Origin of the sequence: Streptomyces naganishii JCM 4654 (assembly GCF_014650575.1) — a bacterium.
Classification (GTDB): domain Bacteria; phylum Actinomycetota; class Actinomycetes; order Streptomycetales; family Streptomycetaceae; genus Streptomyces; species Streptomyces naganishii.
On the sequence record NZ_BMVF01000004.1, the window covers coordinates 317579 to 339017 of the forward strand.

General features: G+C 73.9%; 22 protein-coding genes. 11 read left to right on the forward strand and 11 right to left on the reverse strand.

Features of this window, described 5'->3' with window-relative positions:
- Positions 1 to 96: 96 nt before the first annotated feature.
- Entirely contained in the window at positions 97 to 747 is a 651-nt protein-coding gene (locus tag IE217_RS09375; RefSeq protein ID WP_190177269.1) for an ArsR/SmtB family transcription factor, read from the forward strand.
- A complete protein-coding gene (locus IE217_RS09380) occupies positions 744 to 2120 on the forward strand; it encodes an MFS transporter (protein ID WP_373297979.1) in 1377 nt (458 codons plus the stop codon). The genes IE217_RS09375 and IE217_RS09380 overlap by 4 nt, the downstream gene beginning before the upstream one ends.
- A gap of 29 nt (positions 2121 to 2149) precedes the next feature.
- Here IE217_RS09380 and IE217_RS09385 read toward each other — a convergent pair whose 3' ends face one another.
- Together IE217_RS09385 and IE217_RS09390 are read right to left on the reverse strand one after the other, a co-directional pair.
- A complete protein-coding gene (locus IE217_RS09385) occupies positions 2150 to 2536 on the reverse strand; it encodes a nuclear transport factor 2 family protein (RefSeq protein WP_190177270.1) in 387 nt (128 codons plus the stop codon).
- Between the two features lie 29 nt (positions 2537 to 2565).
- Positions 2566 to 3417 carry a DMT family transporter gene (locus IE217_RS09390; RefSeq protein WP_190177271.1) on the reverse strand — a complete coding sequence of 284 codons (852 nt, stop codon included), beginning with the start codon at positions 3415 to 3417 and terminating at the stop codon, positions 2566 to 2568.
- Positions 3418 to 3501: 84 nt separating this feature from the next.
- Here IE217_RS09390 and IE217_RS09395 point away from each other — a divergent pair, with 84 nt between their 5' ends.
- Complete coding sequence (locus IE217_RS09395) at positions 3502 to 4398, forward strand: YhjD/YihY/BrkB family envelope integrity protein (protein WP_190177272.1); 897 nt, start codon at positions 3502 to 3504, stop codon at positions 4396 to 4398.
- A gap of 20 nt (positions 4399 to 4418) precedes the next feature.
- Here the strand turns inward: IE217_RS09395 and IE217_RS09400 are convergent, their stop codons facing one another.
- The gene (locus IE217_RS09400) at positions 4419 to 5195 is read right to left on the reverse strand and encodes a polysaccharide lyase family 7 protein (RefSeq protein ID WP_190177273.1); all 777 of its coding nucleotides are present in this window, start codon (positions 5193 to 5195) and stop codon (positions 4419 to 4421) included.
- Positions 5196 to 5407: 212 nt separating this feature from the next.
- On the opposite strand from IE217_RS09400, the gene IE217_RS09405 reads away from it, so the two are divergent.
- From IE217_RS09405 to IE217_RS09415, 3 genes are all read left to right on the forward strand, one after another.
- A complete protein-coding gene (locus tag IE217_RS09405) occupies positions 5408 to 5563 on the forward strand; it encodes a DUF6131 family protein (RefSeq protein ID WP_190177274.1) in 156 nt (51 codons plus the stop codon).
- A 158-nt stretch (positions 5564 to 5721) separates the two neighbouring features.
- The gene (locus IE217_RS09410; RefSeq protein ID WP_190177275.1) at positions 5722 to 6375 is read left to right on the forward strand and encodes an acetate uptake transporter; all 654 of its coding nucleotides are present in this window, start codon (positions 5722 to 5724) and stop codon (positions 6373 to 6375) included.
- Between the two features lie 13 nt (positions 6376 to 6388).
- A complete protein-coding gene (locus IE217_RS09415; RefSeq protein WP_190177276.1) occupies positions 6389 to 7237 on the forward strand; it encodes an oxygenase MpaB family protein in 849 nt (282 codons plus the stop codon).
- A gap of 19 nt (positions 7238 to 7256) precedes the next feature.
- Here IE217_RS09415 and IE217_RS09420 read toward each other — a convergent pair whose 3' ends face one another.
- From IE217_RS09420 to IE217_RS09440, 5 genes are all read right to left on the reverse strand, one after another.
- Positions 7257 to 8687 (reverse strand): hypothetical protein, encoded by a 1431-nt coding sequence (locus IE217_RS09420; protein WP_190177277.1) that lies wholly within the window; start codon positions 8685 to 8687, stop codon positions 7257 to 7259.
- Between the two features lie 101 nt (positions 8688 to 8788).
- Positions 8789 to 11020, reverse strand: a complete 2232-nt coding sequence (gene katG / locus IE217_RS09425; RefSeq protein WP_190177278.1) for a catalase/peroxidase HPI — start codon at positions 11018 to 11020, stop codon at positions 8789 to 8791.
- A gap of 24 nt (positions 11021 to 11044) precedes the next feature.
- On the reverse strand, positions 11045 to 11488 hold the full coding sequence (locus IE217_RS09430; protein ID WP_189707542.1) for a Fur family transcriptional regulator: 444 nt from the start codon (positions 11486 to 11488) through the stop codon (positions 11045 to 11047).
- 567 nt (positions 11489 to 12055) lie between these two features.
- Positions 12056 to 12322 carry a hypothetical protein gene (locus IE217_RS09435; protein ID WP_190177279.1) on the reverse strand — a complete coding sequence of 89 codons (267 nt, stop codon included), beginning with the start codon at positions 12320 to 12322 and terminating at the stop codon, positions 12056 to 12058.
- Between the two features lie 38 nt (positions 12323 to 12360).
- A complete protein-coding gene (locus IE217_RS09440) occupies positions 12361 to 15735 on the reverse strand; it encodes a pyruvate carboxylase (protein WP_190177280.1) in 3375 nt (1124 codons plus the stop codon).
- A 263-nt stretch (positions 15736 to 15998) separates the two neighbouring features.
- On the opposite strand from IE217_RS09440, the gene IE217_RS09445 reads away from it, so the two are divergent.
- Positions 15999 to 16796: a polysaccharide deacetylase family protein gene (locus IE217_RS09445; RefSeq protein WP_190177281.1), complete on the forward strand. Its 798-nt coding sequence runs from the start codon at positions 15999 to 16001 to the stop codon at positions 16794 to 16796.
- A 321-nt stretch (positions 16797 to 17117) separates the two neighbouring features.
- Here IE217_RS09445 and IE217_RS09450 read toward each other — a convergent pair whose 3' ends face one another.
- Positions 17118 to 17567 carry a hypothetical protein gene (locus tag IE217_RS09450; protein ID WP_190177282.1) on the reverse strand — a complete coding sequence of 150 codons (450 nt, stop codon included), beginning with the start codon at positions 17565 to 17567 and terminating at the stop codon, positions 17118 to 17120.
- A gap of 567 nt (positions 17568 to 18134) precedes the next feature.
- On the opposite strand from IE217_RS09450, the gene IE217_RS09455 reads away from it, so the two are divergent.
- The 3 genes from IE217_RS09455 (at position 18135) to IE217_RS09465 (ending at position 19749) form a co-directional block, all read left to right on the forward strand.
- Entirely contained in the window at positions 18135 to 18674 is a 540-nt protein-coding gene (locus tag IE217_RS09455; RefSeq protein WP_190177283.1) for a copper-binding protein, read from the forward strand.
- A 210-nt stretch (positions 18675 to 18884) separates the two neighbouring features.
- Entirely contained in the window at positions 18885 to 19466 is a 582-nt protein-coding gene (locus tag IE217_RS09460) for a TetR/AcrR family transcriptional regulator (RefSeq protein WP_190177284.1), read from the forward strand.
- A gap of 88 nt (positions 19467 to 19554) precedes the next feature.
- A complete protein-coding gene (locus IE217_RS09465; protein WP_190177285.1) occupies positions 19555 to 19749 on the forward strand; it encodes an antitoxin in 195 nt (64 codons plus the stop codon).
- 34 nt (positions 19750 to 19783) lie between these two features.
- Here IE217_RS09465 and IE217_RS09470 read toward each other — a convergent pair whose 3' ends face one another.
- Complete coding sequence (locus IE217_RS09470) at positions 19784 to 20491, reverse strand: GPR1/FUN34/YaaH family transporter (RefSeq protein ID WP_190177286.1); 708 nt, start codon at positions 20489 to 20491, stop codon at positions 19784 to 19786.
- Between the two features lie 97 nt (positions 20492 to 20588).
- Here IE217_RS09470 and IE217_RS09475 point away from each other — a divergent pair, with 97 nt between their 5' ends.
- Positions 20589 to 21056: a hypothetical protein gene (locus IE217_RS09475; protein WP_190177287.1), complete on the forward strand. Its 468-nt coding sequence runs from the start codon at positions 20589 to 20591 to the stop codon at positions 21054 to 21056.
- Between the two features lie 30 nt (positions 21057 to 21086).
- Here IE217_RS09475 and IE217_RS09480 read toward each other — a convergent pair whose 3' ends face one another.
- Positions 21087 to 21323: a response regulator transcription factor gene (locus tag IE217_RS09480; protein WP_190177288.1), complete on the reverse strand. Its 237-nt coding sequence runs from the start codon at positions 21321 to 21323 to the stop codon at positions 21087 to 21089.
- Positions 21324 to 21439 lie beyond the last annotated feature (116 nt).

Genomic DNA, 21439 nt, shown 5'->3' on the forward strand with positions numbered 1-21439 from the left:
CATCCGGAGCCCACCCCATGTTGCAAAGGGTTCTTCGCGAAGACATCTTTGCGAAGAACCCTTTGCGAACGCCCCTTCGCGGTCTACGCTGCCGGTATGACAGATCCCGAGGAGCGGACCGCGGACCCGGTGGCGGGGCCGGACGCGGTCGTGCTGGACGCCAAGGGCCTGCGCGCCCTGGCCCACCCCGTCCGCGTGCAACTGGTCGGACTGCTGCGCAAGTACGGCCCCTCGACGGCCACCCGCCTCGCGGAACGCCTCGGCGTCAACTCCGGCACCGCCAGCTACCATCTGCGCCAGCTCGGCGCGGCCGGCTTCGTCGAGGAGGACACCGGGCGCGGCAACGCGCGCGAGCGCTGGTGGCGTTCGGTGCACCAGTACACGGAGTTCGACGACCCGCAACTGGCCGACCGGGAGCCCGAGGCCACGCTGGCCTACCTGCAGTCCGTGGCCGCCGCCTACACCCTGCGCACGCAGCGGGCGCTGAACGAGCTGCAGACCATGCCCCGGGAGTGGCGCGACACCTTCGACATGAGCGACTGGGCGCTGCGCCTGACTCCCGAGGAAGCCGCCTCGCTGCGGCGGGAGTTGAGAGAGGTGATCGCCCGCTACCGCAGGGACGCGCCGGAGCAGGCGGCGACGGCCCCCGCGGGCGCGGCACGGGTCGCCGTGATCAGCCATCTGCTGCCCGAACTGGACGCCCCCGCCCCGGAAGCCGCTCCGGACGCCGCGACGGGTACGCCGTGACCGGGCCTGCCCCGGCGAGCGGGCAACGGGAGGGCGGCGGCCGGGACGGGCGGTCGATGCGGCCGCTGTGCGGCGTACTGGCGGCGATGGCCGTGTCCCTGACGGGCACCAGGGTCTCCGCCGTCGCGCTGCCGTGGTTCGTGCTCGTGACCACCGGCAGCGCCACGCGGACCGGCCTGGTGGCCTTCTGCGAGATGACGCCGTACGTGCTGGTCAAGGCGTTCACCGGGCCGGTGGTGGACCGGATCGGGCCGCGGTCCGTGTCCTGGACGACCGATCTGGCCAGCGCGGCCGCGGCCGCGGCGGTGCCGCTGTGCCACGCCCTGCACGTGCTGTCCCTGCCGCTGCTGCTGGTGCTGGTGGCACTGATCGGCGCGGCGCGCGGCCCGGGCGATCTGGCCAAGGAGGTCATGGTCCCGGAGGCGGCCGAGCGCGGCCGGGTGCCGCTGGAGCGGGCCACCGGGCTGTCGGGCGTGACCGAGCGGCTCGCCTCCACGGTCGGTCCGGCGGCCGGCGGCTCCCTGGTGGCGCTGCTCGGCCCGCTGCCGGGACTCGTCGTCAACGCGTGCTGTTTCGCGCTCGGTTCACTGATCATCGGGGTGACGCTGCCGCGCGGGATGGGGCTCGCGGCGGAGGAACACGGAGTACGGGAGGACGCGGGCGGCGGAGGGAGCGGGGGCTACTGGCGGCGGTTCGGGGAGGGGTTCACGTTTCTGCGCGGCGAGCCGCTGCTGCTCTCGGTGATCGTCATGGTGGGCGTCACCAATCTGCTGGACGCCGCCTTCACGACGGTGCTCATGCCCGTGTGGGCCAAGGAGTCCGGCAACGGGCCGGCCGCGCTGGGCCTGATGGGCAGTGCGGCGGGGGCCGCGGCGGTGTGCGGCAGCCTGGTCGCCGCGCTGACCGGGCACCGGCTGCCGCGCCGGCTGGTGGTCGTCACGGGCTTCCTGCTGGCCGGGGCGCCGAGGTTCCTGGTGCTGGCGGCGGGCGCGCCGATGTGGGCCGTGCTGGCGGTGTTCGCCGTCGGCGGGTTCGGCGGGGGCTTCCTCAACCCGGTGCTGGGCGCGGTCCTGTTCGAACGGGTGCCGCGCCGGATGCTGGGCCGGGTCAACGCGCTCGGCGACTCGCTGGCCTGGGCCGGCATCCCGCTCGGCGGGCTGATGGCCGGGGCGGCGGTGGCCGCGACGGGGCTCGTGCCGGTGCTGCTGGCGGGCGGGGCGGCGTACTTCCTCACCACCAACCTGACCGGGCTGCGCCCGGAGTGGCGCGAGATGGACGCCGCGCGCGGGCGCACGGTCACCGGCCCGCGCGCGCAGCGTGAGCCGGACGCCGGGGCGGCCGCGGCCGCGCGGCCCGGCGCCGCCAGTTCCTGACCACCCCGGGTCAGGCGCACCACACCGCGTCACGGCTGCCCGGGCGGAACCGGGGTGGCCTGGTGGTAGTACAAACGCCACTCCCCCGTGTCGCCGCTTCTGCGCCACAGCGAACTGCGGCGGGCACGCCTGCCGCCGAGCGACGTCTCGTAGGTGAGGTGCACCAGCCCGGGCGCCGGCACCGCTCCGGTCATGTGCGAAGGCTCGTAGCGCGGCCCGTCACCGGCGGCGCCGTCCAGTTCGGGGAGGGCGGCGAGCATCTCGTCGTACGTCCACCGCCGTCCCGAGGCGCCGACCTCCACGAACTCCGGGTCCAGCAGGCTCATCGCCTGCTCCCGCGAGGCCCGCACGGCGGAATCCATGAGCCGCAACTCCGCCGCGACGGCCGCGTCCACCTGCTCCGCTTCGTCATGCATCCCCCATCCTGGCGCAGCGCGCGGGGAGTTCAGGACTCGGTCTCCTGCCGGGCGAGGGCCAGCACGCCCACGACGATCAGGGCGATGCCGCCAAGCGCCGGCAGCAGCCACCAGCCGGCGCGTACGTGCTCCTCGTAGACCAGCACGCCGAGCAGGAAGCTCACCACGGCGTCGCCCAGGGTGAGCGCGGGCTGCGAGGCGATCAACGGGCCGCCCTGGAGGGCGTGTTCGAGGAGCAGCATGGCGCCCACGCCGCTGGCCCCGAAGGCGTAGGTCTGCCAGGAGGTGAGGAACGCGGCGAGGCCGGCGTCGGTGAGGATGTGCACGGCCGTCTTCATCAGGCCGGCCGTCAGCGCGAAGCAGATCGCGGTCGCGGCGCCGATGGCGGCGGCGCGGAAGCGGCCGGGCGGCCGGCGCAGCCCCGTCGCGGTCAGCACGACCACGGCGCCCGCGCAGGCGGCCAGGACCGGGAGCCACCGGTCGATGGACACATGGGTGCGGTTGCCGGAGGGGGCGGCGGACAGCAGGGCCAGCGCGAGTCCCGTGACGACGACGAGCAGCCGCAGCACCAGCGCGCCCGAGGGCCGGTGGCGCCGCAGCAGCGCGGCGAGCACCAGGGCGAGGGGCAGTTCGAGGACGAACAGGGGCTGCACGAGGGAGAGCGGCCCGGTCGCCAGGGCCACCGCCTGCCAGACACCGGCGGCGATGACGGTCAGGATCCCGGCCAGCCACACGGGCCGGCGCATCAGGTCGAGGATCAGCCCCGGACGGAAGCCGCGGGACTGCGGCACGGTGAGCGCGGCCCGGCGCTGCAGGACGGTGGCGAGGGCGTTGCTGAACGCGGCCAGGAGCGCGAACAGCACCGGCAGGACGTTCCCCATGCCCTCATCCTTCGCGGAACCGGCCGCTCCGGCGTGCCGCGACGCGCCCACTCCCCCACTGTTGATGGCAGGAAAGGAGCGCCCATGCCGAGCAGCGCAGGCGACGCGCCGCGGTGGCGCGCGCGGTACTCCCGGCTGGTGTCCTCCGCGCGGGCCGCCCATGCGCGGGCCGAGACGCGGTTCCCGGTGGTCACCCATCTCGCGGACCGCATGGTGTCGGTGAACATCTTCGACTCCGCGACCCGGCTGGCGGCCCAGTGCTTCCTGACGGCGGTTCCGCTGCTCTTCGTCGTCACCGCCTACGCGCCCCCGGCCGTCCGGCGTCAGCTCGCGAACTCGTTGCGGTCGGTGTTCGGGCTGACCGGGGCGGCCGCCCAGCAGCTCCAGCAGGTCCTCCAGCCGGCGACCGACGATCTGCGGCAGGCCACCGGAGTGGTCGGCGCGCTGATGGCGCTGCTGTCGGCGACCGCGGTCAGCCGGGCCATGCAGCGCCTGTGCAGGCGTGTCTGGGAGATCCCGCGCGGGGGCGCCAGGATCGCACCCTGGCGGTGGGTGGCGTGGCTGGTGCTGTGGCTGGCCGCCCTGATCGTGCAGGGACCGCTGCGCAACGGGTTCGGGGCGGGAGTCTGGCTGGGCGTGCCGCTGCTGCTGGTGACGCAGACGCTGCTGTGGTGGTGGACGCAGCACCTGCTGCTGGGCGGCCTGCTGGGCTGGAAGCCCCTGCTGCCCGGCGCCGTGCTCACCGCTCTCGTGCTCACCGTGCTGTCGGTGACGGCCCGGCTCTACATGCCGCGGGCGCTCAACCGCACCCTCGCCGAGTACGGCTCCGTGGGGTCGGTGTTCGTGCTGCTGTCCTGGCTGATCGTGGTGTGCGTGGCGGCCACGGTGGCGCTCAGCGCGGGCGCGGTCGCCGCCCAGGAGCCGCTCCTGGCCGGCCGCCTGGGCAGCCCCGCTCCCCTGCGCGAGCGCGGCCAGGGGTGAGCCGCGCCCGCGGGGACGGGTCAGCCGTGGGAGACGTTCAGCCGGTAGAACGCGACCCGGGCTCCCTTGGTGGTGCTGTCCGAGGAGGACTGGTTGTAGGAGCCGGCCTTGAAGTACTGCTTGTACTGCTTGAAGGACGAGGGGATGGAGTAGTGGGTGGTGCTGCCGTCGACGGTCAGGTCGACGGTGTCGCCGCCGGAGACCGCGATGGTGTAGCTCCACGTCCTGCCGACCGGCACATGGCCGACCGCGTGCGGGGTCTGGCCGCCGGAGGGCGAGTTCTCGGTGCCGAGGACGATGTCGCCGTTCGCGTGGTAGTACAGCTCCAGCAGCGGCTTGGTCGAGGAACCGCCCGTGCCGAGGTGGATCTGGCCCACGCAGACGTTGGACGTCACGGACACCACGCGCAGGGTGGCGCTCAGTCGATGGGCGCCGCTGAGCGGCCAGTTGGCGGGGCTGCCGTCGCGGTTGGTCTCGCGGAGCTCGGAGCGGGCGTAGTGCGAGTTGGGGGTGGTGACGCCCTTCTCCGGCGCCCAGAAGGTCATCGCCCCGTCGCGGGTGTCGGTGTAGAAGTAGGCGTCCTGGTAGCCGTGGGCTCCCTGGAGCCTGGACGAGGGGATGGTGGTCGGGGCGCCCGGGGAGCCGACCGGCTCCTGGAGCTGCCAGGTCGACAGGTCGAAGTTGCCGCCGGGCGCGACGTCAGGATCGGCGGCGCCGGCGCTGCCGGTGCCGAGGACCGCGAGGGTGCCGGCGAGGCCCGCGACGGTCGCCGCCGCGAGCAGCTGGGAACGGGTCATGTGGGGGGCCACCCTTCGATGGGGCATTCGTGGACATTCACGTGAGTGAACACAGTACGCATGCGTGGATGACTGGCTGACCCGTGAACCTAAAGGTCTGAACCAAAGGCGTCAAGGGGTGCGGAAGGAAGGCGCGGACGGATTCCGCCCAGGCGCTGTCCGGCGCATTTGGGTGCACAGTGGAAGGAGCACTACCGCAACGGGAGGCGGCCATGATCGTCCTCGGTGTCATCCTTCTCATCGTCGGTTTCGTCACCGGCATATCCATCCTGTGGACCATCGGCATCATCCTCGCCGTGGTCGGCGCCGCCCTGTGGATCCTCGGCTCCCTGGGGCACGCGGTGGCCGGACACCGCCACTACTGGTGATCCACGGGGCCGCCCTCGGCCGGCCGTGACCGTGGCCCGCGCCCCGTACACCGCTCGCACCCAACTGCCGTACGGCCACGGCCGTACGGCGACTGCCGGCGGTGCACGGGGGTACCCGGACCGACACAGGCTGACCTTCGGCCGAAGGGATACTGGTCATGACTGAGGACAAGAGCAGCCCCGTACCCGGTGAGGCGCGGGCGGCGGACGTGCGTCCGGCGCCCCAGGCCGACCCGGCGCCCCTGGGCCTGGCGGGCTTCGCGCTGACCACCCTGCTGCTGTCCATCATCAACACCAACCTGCTCAAGGAGACCGGCGCGATCGTTCCGGTGCTCGGCCTGGCGGCGTTCTACGGCGGGATCGCCCAGTTCGTCGCGGGGCTCTTCGAGTTCCGGCGCGGCAACACCTTCGGCGCGACCGCGTTCGCCTCCTACGGCGCCTTCTGGATGAGCTACTGGTGGATCGTGACGCACGTGGCCATGGCCGGCGACGTGCACAACGCCATCGGGCTGTACCTGCTGGGCTGGGGCATCTTCACCGCCTACATGGCCGTGGCCGCGCTGCGCACCACCCTCGCCGTGCTCGGCGTGTTCGTCCTGCTGACGATCACCTACATCCTCCTGGCCATCGGCGAGTTCCAGACCGGGGCGCCGCCGCACGTCTGGACCCAGGTCGGCGGCTGGTTCGGCATCGCCACCGGGCTCGTCGCCTGGTACGCCTCCGCGGCCGCCGTGATCAACGACTCCCACGCGCGGACCGTACTGCCCACGGGCCCCTGCGGCCCGAAGCAGACACCGGCCGTCCGCGGCTGAGGTGGCACCGCTCGTGTTGCCGGACGTGCGGGGCCGGCTGGGCCGGAGCCTGTTCCGCCGGGTCGCGGGGCCGGAGGGACCAGCCCAACGCGCCCGCATCCACGGCACCCCCGGCCCGCGCTGGTTCGGCCCCGAGCGCCCCATCCGCACCGTGCACGCGGACGCGTCCATGTTCACCGGCGGCCTCGCCGCCCTGCTGCTGCAGTCCCTGCACCCGCTCGCCATGGCGGCCGTCGCGGCCCACTCCGGCTACCGGGGCGACCCCTGGGGGCGCCTGCAACGCACCAGCACGTTCCTGGCCGTCACCACCTACGGCACCGCCCGGGACGCGCAGCGGGCGGTGGACCGCGTCCGTGGCATCCACCGGAGCATCAGCGGGACCACTCCGGACGGCGAGGCCTACCGCGCCTCCGATCCGCACCTGCTCGCCTGGGTGCACCTGTGCGAGACCGACTGCTTCCTGCGCGCCCACGAGCGCTACGGCGTCCACCGACTGGAGGCCGCCGGCTACGACGCCTACGTCGCCGACACCGCGCGCGTCGCCGAGGCGCTGGGCGTGGCCGACCCGCCGCGCGACCGCCAGGCCCTCGCCGAGCGGCTGGACGCCTACCGGCCCGAGCTGCGCGCCACCCCGGAGGCCCGGGCCACCACGCGCTTCCTGCTGCTCCAGCCGCCGGTGCCGCCGCCCGTGCTGCCCTTCTACGCCGTGCTCGCCGCCAACGCCGTCTCGCTCCTTCCGCCCTGGGCGCGCGGCCTGATGTGGCTGCCCCGGCTGCCGCTGCTGGAGGAGGCCGCCGTGCGGCCCGCCGGGCACGCGCTGACGTGGGCCATCCGCTGGGCCATGAACCCGCCGCCGCCGTGACCGCCGGACGGCTGGGCGATCAGGGCAGGTAGCGCACGGCGACAGGGGCGGTGTTGTCGCTCTGGTCCGGGTCCACGGCCCGGTCGGAGGGCGCGGTGACGCTGCCGCGCGCTCCCTGCACGCGCCGGTCGATGCGTACGCGGAGCAGGGTGCCGCCGGCCTCCGGACCGGGGCAGGCGACCGGGCCGCCCCTCCTCGGCCCCGGGCGGCAGTAGAGGAAGTCGCCGGAGTGGCTCTCCGGGTCCACCTCGACCAGGCTGACCCCCTCGGGGAGGGTCACCCACAGGTCGTCGTAGCCGCCGCCTGCGCCCCAGCCGTAGCCGCGCGGATACGGCACCTGGGTGTCGACCACCTGGCCCACGCCGCCCTCGATCGTGAAGCCCACGGCCTCCACGTCGTACTTGCCGGTGGTGTCGAACTCCACGCGCGCACCGGCCGATTCGCTGCGCCGCGCGAGGATGCCGGTGAACGCGCCGCCGTCCACGGGCCGCAGCCGCAGCGGCTCGCCGGTGCCGCGCGGCGCCGAGGCGGGCAGCCGGGAGAGGGGGTCGAGGTCCGCGGTGCGCCAGACGCCGTAGTCGACGGTGCCGGACTTCGCCGTGCGGTCGGCCACGGCGGTGACCGGGCCGGCGGTCTCGAAGGCCGCGCCCGCCGGCAGCGGGCCGGGCAGGTCGCACTGCGCCCGGGTGGCCCCGACCGCCTTGTCGTAGCGGCAGTTGCGGTACCGGAGCGGGAGAGTGGCCTCGTCGGTGCTCAGCATCAGGGTGATGCCGCCCGTGACGCCGGTGTCGCCCTTGTTGCCGAAGGCCGGCGTGATGCTCACCGGGCCGCCGGGTCGTACTCCGGTGATCCTCCGGAAGTCCTGACGGGACGTCAGGTAGGGCGAGCCGACGATCACTTGGGTGGTGTGGCGGATCGTGGGCGCGTTGGCGCTGCGCACGGTCACCGTGACCGCTCCGGCCGGCCCGGGAGCGGTGTCCGGCTTCGGCTTGACGTGGAACGGCAGGAAGTCGGGGCTCTCCCCGGTCCTGACGTCGCCCAGCGCGCAGTTCACGTGGAAGCCCGAGCGGACGCAGCCGTAGCCCTTCGGCACACCGTAGACGTCCGCCTTCCCCTTGAAGACGGACAGGTCGAAGGAGACGGCGACCTTTCGGACGGCCTGCTCCGGGGCGTGCAGCACGATGCGGTACTCGGGGGCGAAGGGCGCCCCGGCGGGCGCGCTGTAGCGCGGCAGATAGAAGAAGTGGAGCGCGGAGCGGAGCTGGAGCACGGCCCGCGCGGAGCCGGACGCGCTCGTCGTCCGGCCTCCGGTACCCGGCGCGGCGGGGGCTGCCTTCGGCGGGGTGTGGCCGGTACGCGGCGCGGTGTCGCCCGCGCCGGCCACCGCCAGGGCCACCCCGCACGCCACGGCCGCGTACGTCAGCCTCCTGTCCGCCCGCTGTCCGCTCATGTCACATCAGACCACGGGAAGCGCACGATGGTTGCACGGCGCCCGTCCGGGCCGGCACCCCAGCGGGAGCCGGCCCGGACGGCGTGGTGCGGACGCGCCGGTCAGACGAGGTCGAACCGGTCGAGGTCCATGACCTTGGTCCACGCGGCGACGAAGTCGTGCACGAACTTCTCCTTCGCGTCGTCGCTCGCGTAGACCTCCGCGAGCGCGCGCAGCTCGGAGTTGGAGCCGAAGACCAGGTCGGCGCGGCTGCCGGCCCACTTGACCTCGCCGGTGGCGGCGTCACGGCCCTCGAAGGTGCCGGCGTCCCCGGAGGTCGGCTTCCACTCCGTGCCCAGGTCGAGCAGGTTGACGAAGAAGTCGTTCGTCAGGGAGCCGGGGGTCGTGGTGAACACGCCGAGCTGCGACTGCTGGTGGTTGGCGCCCAGCACGCGCAGGCCGCCGACCAGGACGGTCATCTCGGGGGCGCTCAGGGTGAGCAGGTTGGCCCGGTCGAGCAGCAGGTACTCGGCCGGCAGGCGGTTGCCCTTGCCCTGGTAGTTGCGGAAGCCGTCGGCGGTCGGCTCGAGCGCGGCGAACGACTCCGTGTCCGTCTGCTCCTGCGAGGCGTCCACGCGGCCCGGAGTGAAGGGCACCTCGACCTCGTAGCCGGCCTCCTTGGCGGCCCGCTCCACGCCGACGCCGCCCGCGAGCACGATCAGGTCGGCCAGCGAGACCTGCTTGCCGTCGGTGCGGCCGGAGTTGAAGGACTGCTGGATGCCCTCCAGGGTGCGCAGCACCGTCGCGAGCCGGTCGGGGTCGTTGACCTCCCAGCCGCGCTGCGGCTCCAGGCGGATGCGGGCGCCGTTGGCGCCGCCGCGCTTGTCGCTGCCGCGGAAGGAGGAGGCCGACGCCCACGCGGTGGACACCAGCTGGGACACCGACAGGTCCGAGTTGAGGATGCGGCTCTTGAGATCGCTGACGTCGCCGGCGTCGATGAGTTCGTACGTCCGCTCGGGCAGCGGGTCCTGCCACAGCAGCGTCTCGGTGGGGACCTCCGGGCCGAGGTAGCGGGAGACGGGGCCCATGTCGCGGTGGGTCAGCTTGAACCAGGCGCGGGCGAAGGCGTCCGCGAACTCCTCCGGGTTCTCCAGGAAGCGGCGCGAGATCGGCTCGTAGACCGGGTCGAAGCGCAGCGCCAGGTCCGTCGTGAGCATCGACGGCGCGTGGCTCTTGGAGGGGTCGTGGGCGTCGGGTACGGTACCCGCGCCCGCGCCGTCCTTCGGCCGCCACTGGTGGGCGCCGGCGGGGCTCTTGAACAGCTCCCACTCGTAGCCGAAGAGGATCTCGAAGAAGCTGTTGTCCCAGGTGGTCGGGGTGTTGGTCCAGGTCACCTCGAGACCGCTGGTGATGGTGTCGCCGCCCTTGCCGGTGCCGTAGCTGCTCTTCCAGCCCAGGCCCATCTCCTCCAGGCCGGCGGCCTCGGGGTCGGGACCGACGTTGTCGGCGGGGCCTGCGCCGTGGGTCTTGCCGAAGGTGTGGCCGCCCGCGATCAGCGCGACGGTCTCCTCGTCGTTCATCGCCATGCGGCGGAAGGTCTCGCGGATGTCGCGGGCCGCGGCGATCGGGTCCGGGTTGCCGTTCGGGCCCTCGGGGTTGACGTAGATGAGGCCCATCTGGACCGCGCCGAGCGGGTTCTCCAGCTCGCGGTCGCCGGTGTAGCGCTCGTCGCCGAGCCAGGTGGTCTCGGGACCCCAGTAGACGTCCTCCTCCGCCTCCCACACGTCCTCGCGGCCGCCGGCGAAGCCGAAGGTCTTGAAGCCCATCGACTCCAGGGCGACGTTGCCGGCGAGGACGAGGAGGTCGGCCCACGACAGGTTGCGGCCGTACTTCTTCTTGACCGGCCACAGCAGGCGGCGGGCCTTGTCGAGGTTGGCGTTGTCCGGCCAGCTGTTGAGCGGGGCGAAGCGCTGCTGGCCGGCGCCGGCGCCGCCGCGGCCGTCGCTGATGCGGTAGGTGCCCGCGCTGTGCCAGGCCATGCGGACGATGAGGGGGCCGTAGTGGCCGAAGTCGGCGGGCCACCAGTCCTGGGAGGTGGTCAGCACCTCGGCGATGTCGCGTTTGACGGCCGGCAGGTCGAGGCTTTCGAAGGCCTCGGCGTAGTCGAACTCCTCGCCGAAGGGGTTGGCCACGGCGGGGTTCTTGGCGAGGATCTTCAGGTTGAGACGCTCCGGCCACCACTGCCGGTTTCCGCCGCCCTGCGTCGGGTGGGGGGCACGCCCGTGCGCGACCGGGCAGCCGCCTGCCTCCTCCGTCTTGGGATCGGTGACGATTGCATCGTGGTTCTCAGACATGGAATTCCTTCCGAACTGCGCGGATCACGGTGCTGTGCTGGGAGCGGTGGAGCAGTCGGGGCACAGGCCCCAGTAGATGACCTCGGCCTCGTCGATGGAGAACCCGTGGTCGTCGGAGGCCGTCAGGCAGGGCGCCTCGCCGACCTCGCAGTCGACGTCGGCGACGGCGCCGCAGGAGCGGCACACGACGTGGTGGTGGTTGTCCCCCACCCGTCCCTCGAACCGGGCCGGGCTGCCGGCCGGTTCGATACGGCGCACGAGTCCCGCCGCGGTGAGCGCGTGCAGCGCCTCGTAGACGGCCTGGAGGGATATGTGGCCGACGCGGTCGCGCACGCCGGCGGCGATCGCCTCGACACCGAGGTGGTCACCGCCGCGGACGGTCTCCAGCAGCGCGACACGGGCGGCCGTCACCCGCAGGCCGGCACCACGCAGCTCCTCGGCGGGGTTCGGTCTCTGGGACGCGGTCATGGCGCCGAACCTATCCCCGTAAACACGAGGGATTCAAGAAAGCGAGCGGTCAAAGTTTGGCCGCGTCGGCTTCCCGCACCGAGCGGCCGTGGGCGAAGGGCACCCGGCGCGGATCGAAGGTGGCGAGGCGGATCCCGCCAAGGCAGGCAGGAGGGGTGCGGCGGCTCGACGTCCCCCTGGCGGGCCGCCTCGCGGGTCAGGTGGCCGGAGCCGAACGCGGGGCCGAAGCCGGAGCCGAGGTCGTGCGCCTGTCCGGGGCCCTCACGGCACCACGCCACGCCGAGCCCACACGGCAGCCGCCCCCGCACCGCGCAGCCGGCCCGGGCATGGCACGGCCCCTCGCCGCCGGACCCCCACCGGCAGGTGCACGGCGACCGCCCGGCCGGACCCCTCACGACGCCACGCCCCGCCCCATGGCCGCCGTCCCCGCCACCGCGCAGGCGGCCAGGGTCCCTATCGGCGCGCCCCCGGTGCCGGGCGGACAGCTCCGCGTCGGCCTCCCGCACCGGGCGGTCGTGGGACCCCACCGGCAGGTGACCCGGCGCCCACTCGGCCGGGCCCCGCCCGTCACGGTGTGTCGCCTCGCCAGTCCCAGTGGTGGGGGTTCCCGGGGCGGGGGGCGTAGCAGGCTCGGCCGCCCGGGCCGTAGCGGCCCAGTTCCGTCGGGAGGGCCACCTGGTCGGGCGAGGGGGTGCCGGCGCGGTCGGTCACGTCCAGGAGCAGGCCGTCCAGTGGGCCGCCGACCAGTTGGGCGTAGGTGCGGCCGGGGCGGGGGCCGGCCTCCTCGTGGTCGGCGCCGTAGACCCGGCCCCGCATGAACTCCAGCTCATCCATGCGGCCCAGGGTCGCAGGCGCCACTGACAACGGGGTCCTCAGACGACCTCGACGAGGAGGTCGCCGCCCTCCACCTGCTGGATGCGGTTGATGGCGAGCCGGCCGACCCGGCCGGCCTTCGGCGCGGTGATGGCGGCCTCCATCTTCATCGCCTCGATGGTGGCGACGGTCGCTCCGGCGTCCACCTCGTCGCCCTCGGCGACCGCGAGGGTGACCACGCCGGCGAACGGGGCCGCCACGTGGCCGGGGTTGGTCCGGTCGGCCTTCTCGGTGACGGGGATGTCCGAGGCGGCCGCCACGTCGCGCACCTGGATGGGCCGCAGCTGGCCGTTCAGCGTGGCCATCACGGTGCGCAGCCCGCGCTCGTCGGCCTCGCCGACGGCCTGGAGCTCGATGAGCAGGCGCACACCGGGCTCGAGGTCGACGGCGTACTCCTTGGCGGGGCGCAGACCGTAGAAGAAGTCCTTGCTGTCCAGCACGCTGGTGTCGCCGAAGGACTGGCGGTGCGTCTCGAAGTCGCGCGTCGGGCCGGGGAACAGCAGCCGGTTGAGGGTGGCCCGCCGGGACTTCTCCAGCCCGTCGCGGTCCTCGGCGGTGAGCTCCTGGACGGGCTTGGCCTCCGTGCGGCCCCTGAGGGCCTTGGTGCGGAACGGCTCGGGCCAGCCGCCGGGCGGGGTGCCCAGCTCGCCGCGCAGGAAGCCGATGACGGAGTCGGGGATGTCGAAGCGGTCCGGGGTGGCCTCGAAGTCCTCGGGTGCGACGCCGGCGCCCACCAGGTGCAGGGCGAGGTCGCCGACCACCTTCGAGGACGGGGTGACCTTGACCAGCCGGCCCAGGATGCGGTCGGCGGCGGCGTACATCGCCTCGATCTCCTCGAACCGGTCGCCGAGGCCGAGCGCGACGGCCTGGGTGCGCAGGTTGGAGAGCTGCCCGCCGGGGATCTCGTGGTCGTAGACGCGCCCGGTGGGCGAGGCGAGGCCCGCCTCGAAGGGGGCGTAGATCTTGCGGACGCTCTCCCAGTACGGCTCCAGGTCGCCGACCGCCCGGAGGTCCAGGCCAGTGGGGCGCTCGGAGTGGTCGGTGGCGGCGACGATCGCCGACAGCGACGGCTGGGAGGTGGTGCCGGCCATGGAGGCGACGGCGCCGTCCACCGCGTCGGCGCCGGCCTGGACCGCGGCGAGGTAGGTGGCGAGCTGGCCGCCGGCGGTGTCGTGGGTGTGGAGGTGGACGGGCAGGTCGAACTCGCGGCGCAGCGCCGAGACCAGCTTGGCCGCGGCCGGGGCGCGCAGCAGTCCGGCCATGTCCTTGACGGCGAGCACGTGGGCGCCCGCTTCGACGATCCGCTCGGCCAGGCGCAGGTAGTAGTCGAGGGTGTAGAGGCGCTCGGAGGGGTCGCTGAGGTCGGCGGTGTAGCACAGGGCCACCTCGGCGACCGCCGTGCCGGTCTCGCGTACGGCCTCGATGGCGGGGCGCATCTGGCCGACGTCGTTGAGCGCGTCGAAGATGCGGAAGATGTCGATGCCGGTGGCCGCGGCCTCCTGCACGAAGGCGTCGGTGACCTCGGTCGGGTAGGGCGTGTAGCCCACGGTGTTGCGGCCGCGCAGCAGCATCTGGAGGCAGATGTTCGGCACCGCCTCGCGCAGCGCGGCCAGCCGCTCCCAGGGATCCTCGGCGAGGAAGCGCAGCGCGACGTCGTAGGTGGCGCCGCCCCAGCACTCCAGGGACAGCAGCTGCGGCAGGGTCCGCGCCACCGTGGGGGCCACGGCCAGCAGGTCCTTGGTGCGCACCCGGGTGGCGAGGAGGGACTGGTGGGCGTCGCGGAAGGTGGTGTCGGTGACGCCGATGGTGGGCGACTCGCGCAGCAGGCGGGCGAAGCCCTCCGGGCCGAGCTCGACCAGCTTCTGCCGGGATCCGGCGGGCGGCTCGCCGGCGGGCAGCGGCGGCAGCTTGGTGACCGGGTCGATGAGGTCCGGGCGCTCGCCGTGGGGCTTGTTGACGGTGACGTCGGCGAGGTAGGTGAGCAGCTTGGTGCCGCGGTCGGCGGAGGAGCGCGCGGTCAGCAGGTGGGGCCGCTGCTCGATGAACGAGGTGGTGACCCGCCCGGCCTGGAAGTCGGGGTCGTCGAGCACGGCCTGGAGGAAGGGGATGTTGGTGGCGACGCCGCGGATGCGGAACTCGGCCACCGCGCGCCGGGCCCGGCCGATCGCGGCCTTGAAGTCCCGTCCCCGGCAGGTCAGTTTGACCAGCATGGAGTCGAAGTGGGCGCTGATCTCCGTGCCGGCGTGGGTGGTTCCGCCGTCGAGGCGGATGCCCGAGCCGCCCGGCGAGCGGTAGGCGCTGATGCGGCCGGTGTCGGGGCGGAAGCCGTTGGCGGGGTCCTCGGTGGTGATACGGCACTGCAGCGCGGCCCCGCGCAGGCGGACCGTGTCCTGGGAGAGCCCGAGGTCGGCGAGGGTCTCGCCGGCCGCGATGCGCAGCTGGGACTGCACGAGGTCGACGTCGGTGACCTCCTCGGTGACCGTGTGCTCGACCTGGATGCGCGGGTTCATCTCGATGAAGACGTGGTTGCCGTCGCGGTCGAGCAGGAACTCCACGGTGCCGGCGTTGCGGTAGCCGATCTCGCGGGCGAAGCGCACGGCGTCGGCGCAGATCCGCTCGCGCAGCGCGGGGTCGAGGTTGGGCGCGGGGGCGAGCTCGATCACCTTCTGGTGGCGGCGCTGGAGCGAGCAGTCCCGCTCGAAGAGGTGAATGACGTCGCCCTGCCCGTCGGCGAGGATCTGCACCTCGATGTGGCGGGGGTCGACGACGGCCTTCTCCAGGAAGACGGTGGGGTCGCCGAAGGCGGAGGCGGCCTCGCGCGAGGCCGCCTCGATGGACTCGCGCAGCGCGGCGGGGTCCTCGACCCGGCGCATGCCGCGCCCGCCGCCGCCGGCGACGGCCTTGACGAACACGGGGAAGCCGACGTCCTCGGCGGCCCGGACGAGTTCGTCGACGTCGGTGGAGGGGGCGGAGGAGCCGAGCACGGGCACGCCGGCGGCCCGGGCGGCCGCCACCGCGCGGGCCTTGTTGCCGGTCAGTTCGAGCGTGTCCGCGTCGGGGCCGACGAAGGTGATGCCCGCCTCGGCGCAGGCGCGCGCCAGTTCCGGGTTCTCCGACAGGAAGCCGTAACCCGGGTAGACGGCGTCCGCGCCCGCGCGGCGGGCGGCGCGGACGATCTCCTCCACGGACAGGTAGGCGCGCACGGGATGCCCCGGCCGGCCGATCTCGTAAGCCTCGTCGGCCTTGAGCCGGTGCAGCGAGTTGCGGTCCTCGTGGGGGAACACGGCCACGGTGCGCGCACCGAGTTCGTACCCCGCGCGGAACGCTCGGATCGCGATCTCGCCGCGGTTGGCGACCAGTACCTTGCGGAACATCCTGGATCCCTTCGGCCTGCCGGTGACGAGGACCATGGTGTCGGCGTCACCCGCGTCACGCCATGTGAGCCGGGCCACTCGCGCCGGTGTGCGCCGCGCGTGCGCCGGGCGCCGCGACGCGCCCTCCGGCGCCGTCGCCGGGCCGCGCTGTCGTCAACTCCCGCTGGAATTGTCCGTGATCTGTAACGGAGGGATCCGGCGCAGGCTTTTCCCCGTCCTGACGAGTGCACGGACCCAGGAAGAGCGCAGGAAACGGGGCGGACATGGTGCGGCACGGCGGACGAGGGTGGCACGGGCGGGTGCTCGCGGCGGCGGTCGGGGTGACGGCGGTGGCGGCCGCCACCTCGGTGTGGACCGCGCAGGCCGATCCGTCCGCCGGGCGCGAGGCGCGGGGCAGCGTCTCCGCGTCCCCGTCGGCGGCAGCGGGCGACGCCGGGGGCGGCGAGCGGGCGGCCACGGTTCCCGTGACGATCGCGCACGCCTCCGACCGCGGCCCGCACGGGGTGAACATCACCATCGACGACGGCCCGGACCCCGTCTGGACTCCGCAGGTGCTGCGGGTGCTCGCGGACAACGGGGTGAAGGCCACGTTCTGCATGGTGGGCACGCAGGCCCAGGAGCACCCGGACCTCGTGAAGGCGGTCGTGGCGGCCGGGCACCGGCTGTGCGACCACACGGTGTCCCACGACACCACGATGGACAAGAAGTCCGAGGCCTACCAGTCGCAGCAGATCCTGGACGCCGAGCGCATGATCATCCGGGCGTCGGGCGGGGTGAAGCCGCAGTACTACCGGGCGCCGGGCGGCGCCTTCACGCCGTACAGCCGCGAGCTCGCCGCCTCGCACGGGATGCGGCCGCTGGGCTGGAACGTGGACTCCAAGGACTTCGAGCGTCCCGGCACCGCGGCGATCGTGGCGACGGTCCACCGCGAGGTCGCGAACGGGCCGACGATCCTCTTCCACGACGCGGGCGGCGACCGCTCCCAGACCGTGGCCGCGCTGCGCGAGGTCCTGCCCTGGCTGAAGCAGCAGGGCTACTCCTTCGGCTTCCCGGTCCGCTGAACGCCGCACGCCCGCACTGTGAGTGACGTCCCGTCAGGGACAAGCCGTCGCGGCCGCGGCCCGGGTCAGCCGGTCGAGGCCCGCGTCGATGTCCTCGCCGCGGCGGAGGCCGTCCGGGGGCCGTGGCACGTGCTGCGGGCGTGTCCTTGGCGAGGGAGGAGCGGCGGGAGCCGGTCACCACGTCCGCGGCGCTGTACCACGCGGGCGCCCGCTCCCGACTCCCCCGTGCACCGACGGCAGGCCGCGCTGCCGTGCGACTTGGACGACCGCCCCGACCGCCGCCGCGACGGCGGGGGTTGGGGCGGTCGCCCGATCGGTGGGTCAGATACGGCCGCCGGTGAGGCGGGTCAGCGGTCCCTGGGCACCGCGGCCGGCCCGGCGGCCCGCCGTGTACGAGGCGGCGCCGATCGCGGCGATGCCGCCGCCGAGGCCGGCCGCGACGAGCTTGCGCCGCGCCAGGGCCGCCCAGGCCGTCTTCGCCGTGGCCGCCGCCGTCCTGGCGGTGGCCGCGACCTGACCGGAGGCGGTCACGACCGCCTGGCGGCCGGCCTCCACGCCCTTGGCCGCGCCGTGGGCGAGGTCACTGGCCGTACCGGCGGCGCGCTGGGCGCCCGAGGCGGTCGCCGAGGCCGCGTCGTCCACCTTGGCGGCGGCGCCCGTGGCGGCCCGTGAGGCCGGCGCGGTCGCCTTGCCGGCGGTACGCCGGGCCTTGGCCGCGGCCGTCCGCCCGGACTCGGTGTTCTGATGGGTGCTGCCGTTCGGTTCACTCATGCAGTCCGCCTTGCCCCTCGCGCCCGCGGCAAACCCGGCCGACCGCACGGAGAGTAATGCTGCGTCAACTGGTGCTCGACGGGCCGATGTTACTGTCCTCGTCTGAGTCGCCGGTGAAGTCGGCGTACATGGGCGCACATGGTGCCCCGGCCATGGCCGGCGACCGCGGCCGACCGGCCCAGGTCGGGCCACAGGAGGTCGCGGAGCCGCGCGGCTCATCCGGCTGCCGGGCACCGGGCGCCGGGCACAGCAGTGTCATCGGGCCGCGCGCCTTGCGCGGCTGCCGCGCCCGGCGGCGACGGGGCGGTCTCCGACCGCCGCGTGCAAAGCGCCGAGGAGCCGGATGCGCACGCCGTCGGCCATGGCGGCCTCCTGAGCAGGCTGCCGCCGCACCGGGGGCCGGGTCCGGGGATCGGGCTACCGCTGCCGCACCGGGCTCGGTGCGGGAATCGGGCTACCGGCGCGCGCCGCAATCCATCGGCGGCCCGAAGCCGTATCCGTGGGTGGGAAATCCACGGCGGAACGCCCCGGCACATCCGGGCGCGTCGGCGGTGAGGAGGCGCGGCCATGGCGGGACGACGGGTCAGCCGGAGCGGTTGGGCGGCGGCAGCGGGCACGGCGGGCGCGGTGATGCTGGCCGCCCTGCTCGCGGCCTGCGGGAGTTCGGGGTCGTACGGCTCGGGCGGGTCGCACGGGTCGGGCGGTTCGGGGAGCCAGGGCGGCGCGGGGGCTGCCACGTCGTCCGCGTCCGCCGGCGGCGGGGCGAAGGGCACGACGGTGACGGTGCGGATGACCGAGTACCGGCTGAACCTGTCCGCGAAGACGTTCAAGCCCGGCGACTACACGTTCGTGGCCGTCAACGACGGACACACCCTGCACTCGCTGGAGATCCAGGGCCGGGGCAGCGACGTACGGCTGCCGCAGGGCCTGCGGCCCGGGCAGTCGGGTCAGGTCCGGGTGGTGCTCAAGGACGGCACGTACCACCTGTTCTGCCCGGTGGACCAGCACAGGGAGCTCGGCATGAGGACCGACATCACGGTCGGCGGCGCGGGCGGGACCTCGTCGGTGGCCCCCTCCGCCACGCACTCCTCGGGCGGCGGCTACTAGCCCGCGCCCCCGGGCTCACGAGGTGCCTGACCACAGGTCCCCCGGGGCGCACAGCAACAAGGGCGGGTCGACGACCACCGCGTGCGGGCGATGGTCGCCGCGGTGATGAGCGGCATCCGCGTCCATGGGCGGCGGGCCGGGCCGGCATTTGCCTAAGGGGTTTAGGCATCCACATAATCGATGCTCCCGGAACGGACGGAAGGGAGCGGCATGCCGCGCGCAGGGCTGACGGTGGAGCGTCTGACACGGGCGGGCGCGGAGCTCGCCGACGAGGTCGGCTTCGACCAGGTGACCGTCTCCGCGCTCGCCCGCCGCTTCGACGTGAAGGTCGCCAGCCTGTACTCGCACCTCAAGAGCTCCCAGGACCTCAGGACCAGGATCGCCCTGCTCGCCCTGGAGGAGCTCGCCGGCCGGGCCGCGGACGCGCTGGCCGGTCGGGCCGGCAAGGACGCCCTGGCCGCCTTCGCGAACGTCTACCGCGACTACGCCCGTGAGCACCCCGGCCGCTACGACGCCGCGCGGTTCAGGCTCGACCCGGAAACCGCGGCGGCCAGCGCGGGCGTGCGGCTGGCCCGGATGACCCGGGCGGTCCTGCGCGGCTACGACCTCTCCGAGCCGGACCAGACGCACGCGGTCCGGCTGCTGGGCAGCGTCTTCCACGGTTACGTCAGCCTCGAGATGGCGGGCGGCTTCAGCCACAGCGCCCCCGACTCCACGACGAGCTGGGTCCGGATCGTCGACGCCCTCGACACCCTCCTGCGCGACTGGCCCGCGCCCGTGCCCGCGCCGTGACCTCCGCTCCGCCGACCCGCCGCTGCGGATGCAGCCCGCAGGGGGGTCGGTGATCCTGAGAGGAGGACAACGCGCGAAGGAGCACGCCGTGAGCATGATGGACAAGATCAAGGGGTTGCTGAAGGGCCACGAGGATCAGGCCGGCAAGGGCATCGACAAGGGCGGCGACTACGTCGACCAGCGCACCCAGGGCAAGTACAGCGGTCAGGTCGACACCGCTCAGCAGCGGATGAAGGACGAGCTGGACGCCATGGAGCGCGGCCAGGACGAGCCGCCCCGGTGACACCGCCCGGACCCACGCCTCCGCCGGCGCGGGGTCACAACTGCCGGCGGACGCCCGGTTCCCGGGGAATCACGTCGCCCCGCCCGCCGATGTCGTCCTCGACGGCCTGCCTGGCGTCACCGCGCCGCAGCAGGGGCAGCACGGTGCGACGGCGCAGGTCCTCCACGAGGAAGGCCGTACCGGCGTAGAGGGCCAGCGCGACCAGCAGCAGGGCGGCCGCCGCGCCGGCGGTCTCCAGCGCGCCCGGCGCGCCGAGCTGGTAGGCCGCCGCGAACGCGGCGCGCACGATGGACACCGTCAGGACGAGCCCGAGCAGGCGCTTGCCCAGGAACGCCGTGGCCGCGACGGGGACGAGCATCAGGGCGAACGCGGCGAGGTAGATGCCCACGGCGACGCTGGTCCGCTGCGCGGGGCTGACGATGTGCAGGGCCCCGAGGGCGGCCCAGGACGTGGCGAACAGGCCGAGCGCGGCCGCCGCGCCGGTGTCGCGGGTCAGAAAGGCCATGACCGCGGCCAGGAACTCCAGCGGGAAGACGAACACCGCCAGCAGGACGCCCGCCGCGCGCACCTGCTCCCCGTCGACCGCTCCGAACCCGATGCCGGCGAGCAGCGCCATGCCGATGCCGAAGGAGAAGAAGCCCAGAGGCAGGGGGTTGGCGTACGGCCGCACCACGACCGTCGCGGTGTCCCTGCCGGCTTGGTCACCGGTCCTGTCCGCGCCGGCGGCAGGTGTGCCCGACATGCGTGCCGCGTACCCGACGGCGGATGCCGGAAACGGAGGGCGGCGCCCCGGGCGGGCGCCGGTGATTCGGGCGGGCGCCCGCGGGACCCGTCCGGGCATGATCCAGACCCTCGTACGCGGTGGCGCGGCGGGCGCCGTGGGGACCACCGTCCTGAACGCCGTCACCTACGCCGACATGGCGCTGCGCGGCAGGCCGTCGAGCGGGACTCCGGCCGAGGCCGTGGACAAGATGACCAAGGAGGCCGGGCATCCGGTGCCCGGTTCCGGCGAGAGCCGCGAGAACCGGCTGTCCGGGCTGGGGGCGCTGTCGGGGATCGCGGTCGGCTGCGGCATCGGCGTGGCGGTGTCCGCGCTGCACCGCGCGGGCTTCCGGATGCCGTGGTGGCTGGGCGGTGTGTGCACCGGCGCCCTGGCCATGGCGGCGACCGACCTGCCCATGGCCCGGATGGGCGTCAGCGATCCCCGGCAGTGGTCGGCGCAGGACTGGGCGTCGGACGCGGTGCCGCATCTGCTGTACGGCCTGGCGACCTACTCGATGGTCCAGGCGGGCGCCCGCCGGACCTGACCGCCCGGCCACCCCCCGCCCCCTTGCGTGTCACAGCCCCAGGGCGATGGCGACCCGCGTCAGCTCCGCCGTGCTGGTGATGTCGAACTTGGCGCGGATGCGGCGCAGGTACTCGTCGACCGTGTGCCGGGACAGGCCCATGTGCCGGGCCGTCTGCACGTAGGTACGGCCGGCGGCGATGTGCCGCAGCGTCTCGCGCTCGCGCGGGGCCAGCGCGGGGGCCTCGGCGTCGGTGGACGGCGTGGTGAGGGTGAGAGTCGGGCTCATGGGGGTTTCTCCTGCGGCGAGATTCGAGATATCGGCCCGGTCGCGTCTGCTCGCACCCTCGGAAGCAGCGAAACGAATGACCGAAAAGTTCGGTATGTCCGTTTCCAATTAGCCTG

Excerpts from the sequence above, each read along its gene's own strand:
- IE217_RS09375 (WP_190177269.1), top strand. The coding sequence starts at position 97 with ATGACAGATCCCGAGGAGCGGACCGCGGACCCGGTGGCGGGGCCGGAC.
- IE217_RS09385 (WP_190177270.1), bottom strand. The coding sequence starts at position 2,536 with ATGCATGACGAAGCGGAGCAGGTGGACGCGGCCGTCGCGGCGGAGTTG.
- IE217_RS09390 (WP_190177271.1), bottom strand. The coding sequence starts at position 3,417 with ATGGGGAACGTCCTGCCGGTGCTGTTCGCGCTCCTGGCCGCGTTCAGC.
- IE217_RS09395 (WP_190177272.1), top strand. The coding sequence starts at position 3,502 with ATGCCGAGCAGCGCAGGCGACGCGCCGCGGTGGCGCGCGCGGTACTCC.
- IE217_RS09400 (WP_190177273.1), bottom strand. The coding sequence starts at position 5,195 with ATGACCCGTTCCCAGCTGCTCGCGGCGGCGACCGTCGCGGGCCTCGCC.
- IE217_RS09405 (WP_190177274.1), top strand. The coding sequence starts at position 5,408 with ATGATCGTCCTCGGTGTCATCCTTCTCATCGTCGGTTTCGTCACCGGC.
- IE217_RS09410 (WP_190177275.1), top strand. The coding sequence starts at position 5,722 with ATGACTGAGGACAAGAGCAGCCCCGTACCCGGTGAGGCGCGGGCGGCG.
- IE217_RS09420 (WP_190177277.1), bottom strand. The coding sequence starts at position 8,687 with ATGAGCGGACAGCGGGCGGACAGGAGGCTGACGTACGCGGCCGTGGCG.
- katG (WP_190177278.1), bottom strand. The coding sequence starts at position 11,020 with ATGTCTGAGAACCACGATGCAATCGTCACCGATCCCAAGACGGAGGAG.
- IE217_RS09430 (WP_189707542.1), bottom strand. The coding sequence starts at position 11,488 with ATGACCGCGTCCCAGAGACCGAACCCCGCCGAGGAGCTGCGTGGTGCC.
- IE217_RS09435 (WP_190177279.1), bottom strand. The coding sequence starts at position 12,322 with ATGGATGAGCTGGAGTTCATGCGGGGCCGGGTCTACGGCGCCGACCAC.
- IE217_RS09440 (WP_190177280.1), bottom strand. The coding sequence starts at position 15,735 with ATGTTCCGCAAGGTACTGGTCGCCAACCGCGGCGAGATCGCGATCCGA.
- IE217_RS09445 (WP_190177281.1), top strand. The coding sequence starts at position 15,999 with ATGGTGCGGCACGGCGGACGAGGGTGGCACGGGCGGGTGCTCGCGGCG.
- IE217_RS09450 (WP_190177282.1), bottom strand. The coding sequence starts at position 17,567 with ATGAGTGAACCGAACGGCAGCACCCATCAGAACACCGAGTCCGGGCGG.
- IE217_RS09455 (WP_190177283.1), top strand. The coding sequence starts at position 18,135 with ATGGCGGGACGACGGGTCAGCCGGAGCGGTTGGGCGGCGGCAGCGGGC.
- IE217_RS09460 (WP_190177284.1), top strand. The coding sequence starts at position 18,885 with ATGCCGCGCGCAGGGCTGACGGTGGAGCGTCTGACACGGGCGGGCGCG.
- IE217_RS09470 (WP_190177286.1), bottom strand. The coding sequence starts at position 20,491 with ATGTCGGGCACACCTGCCGCCGGCGCGGACAGGACCGGTGACCAAGCC.
- IE217_RS09475 (WP_190177287.1), top strand. The coding sequence starts at position 20,589 with ATGATCCAGACCCTCGTACGCGGTGGCGCGGCGGGCGCCGTGGGGACC.
- IE217_RS09480 (WP_190177288.1), bottom strand. The coding sequence starts at position 21,323 with ATGAGCCCGACTCTCACCCTCACCACGCCGTCCACCGACGCCGAGGCC.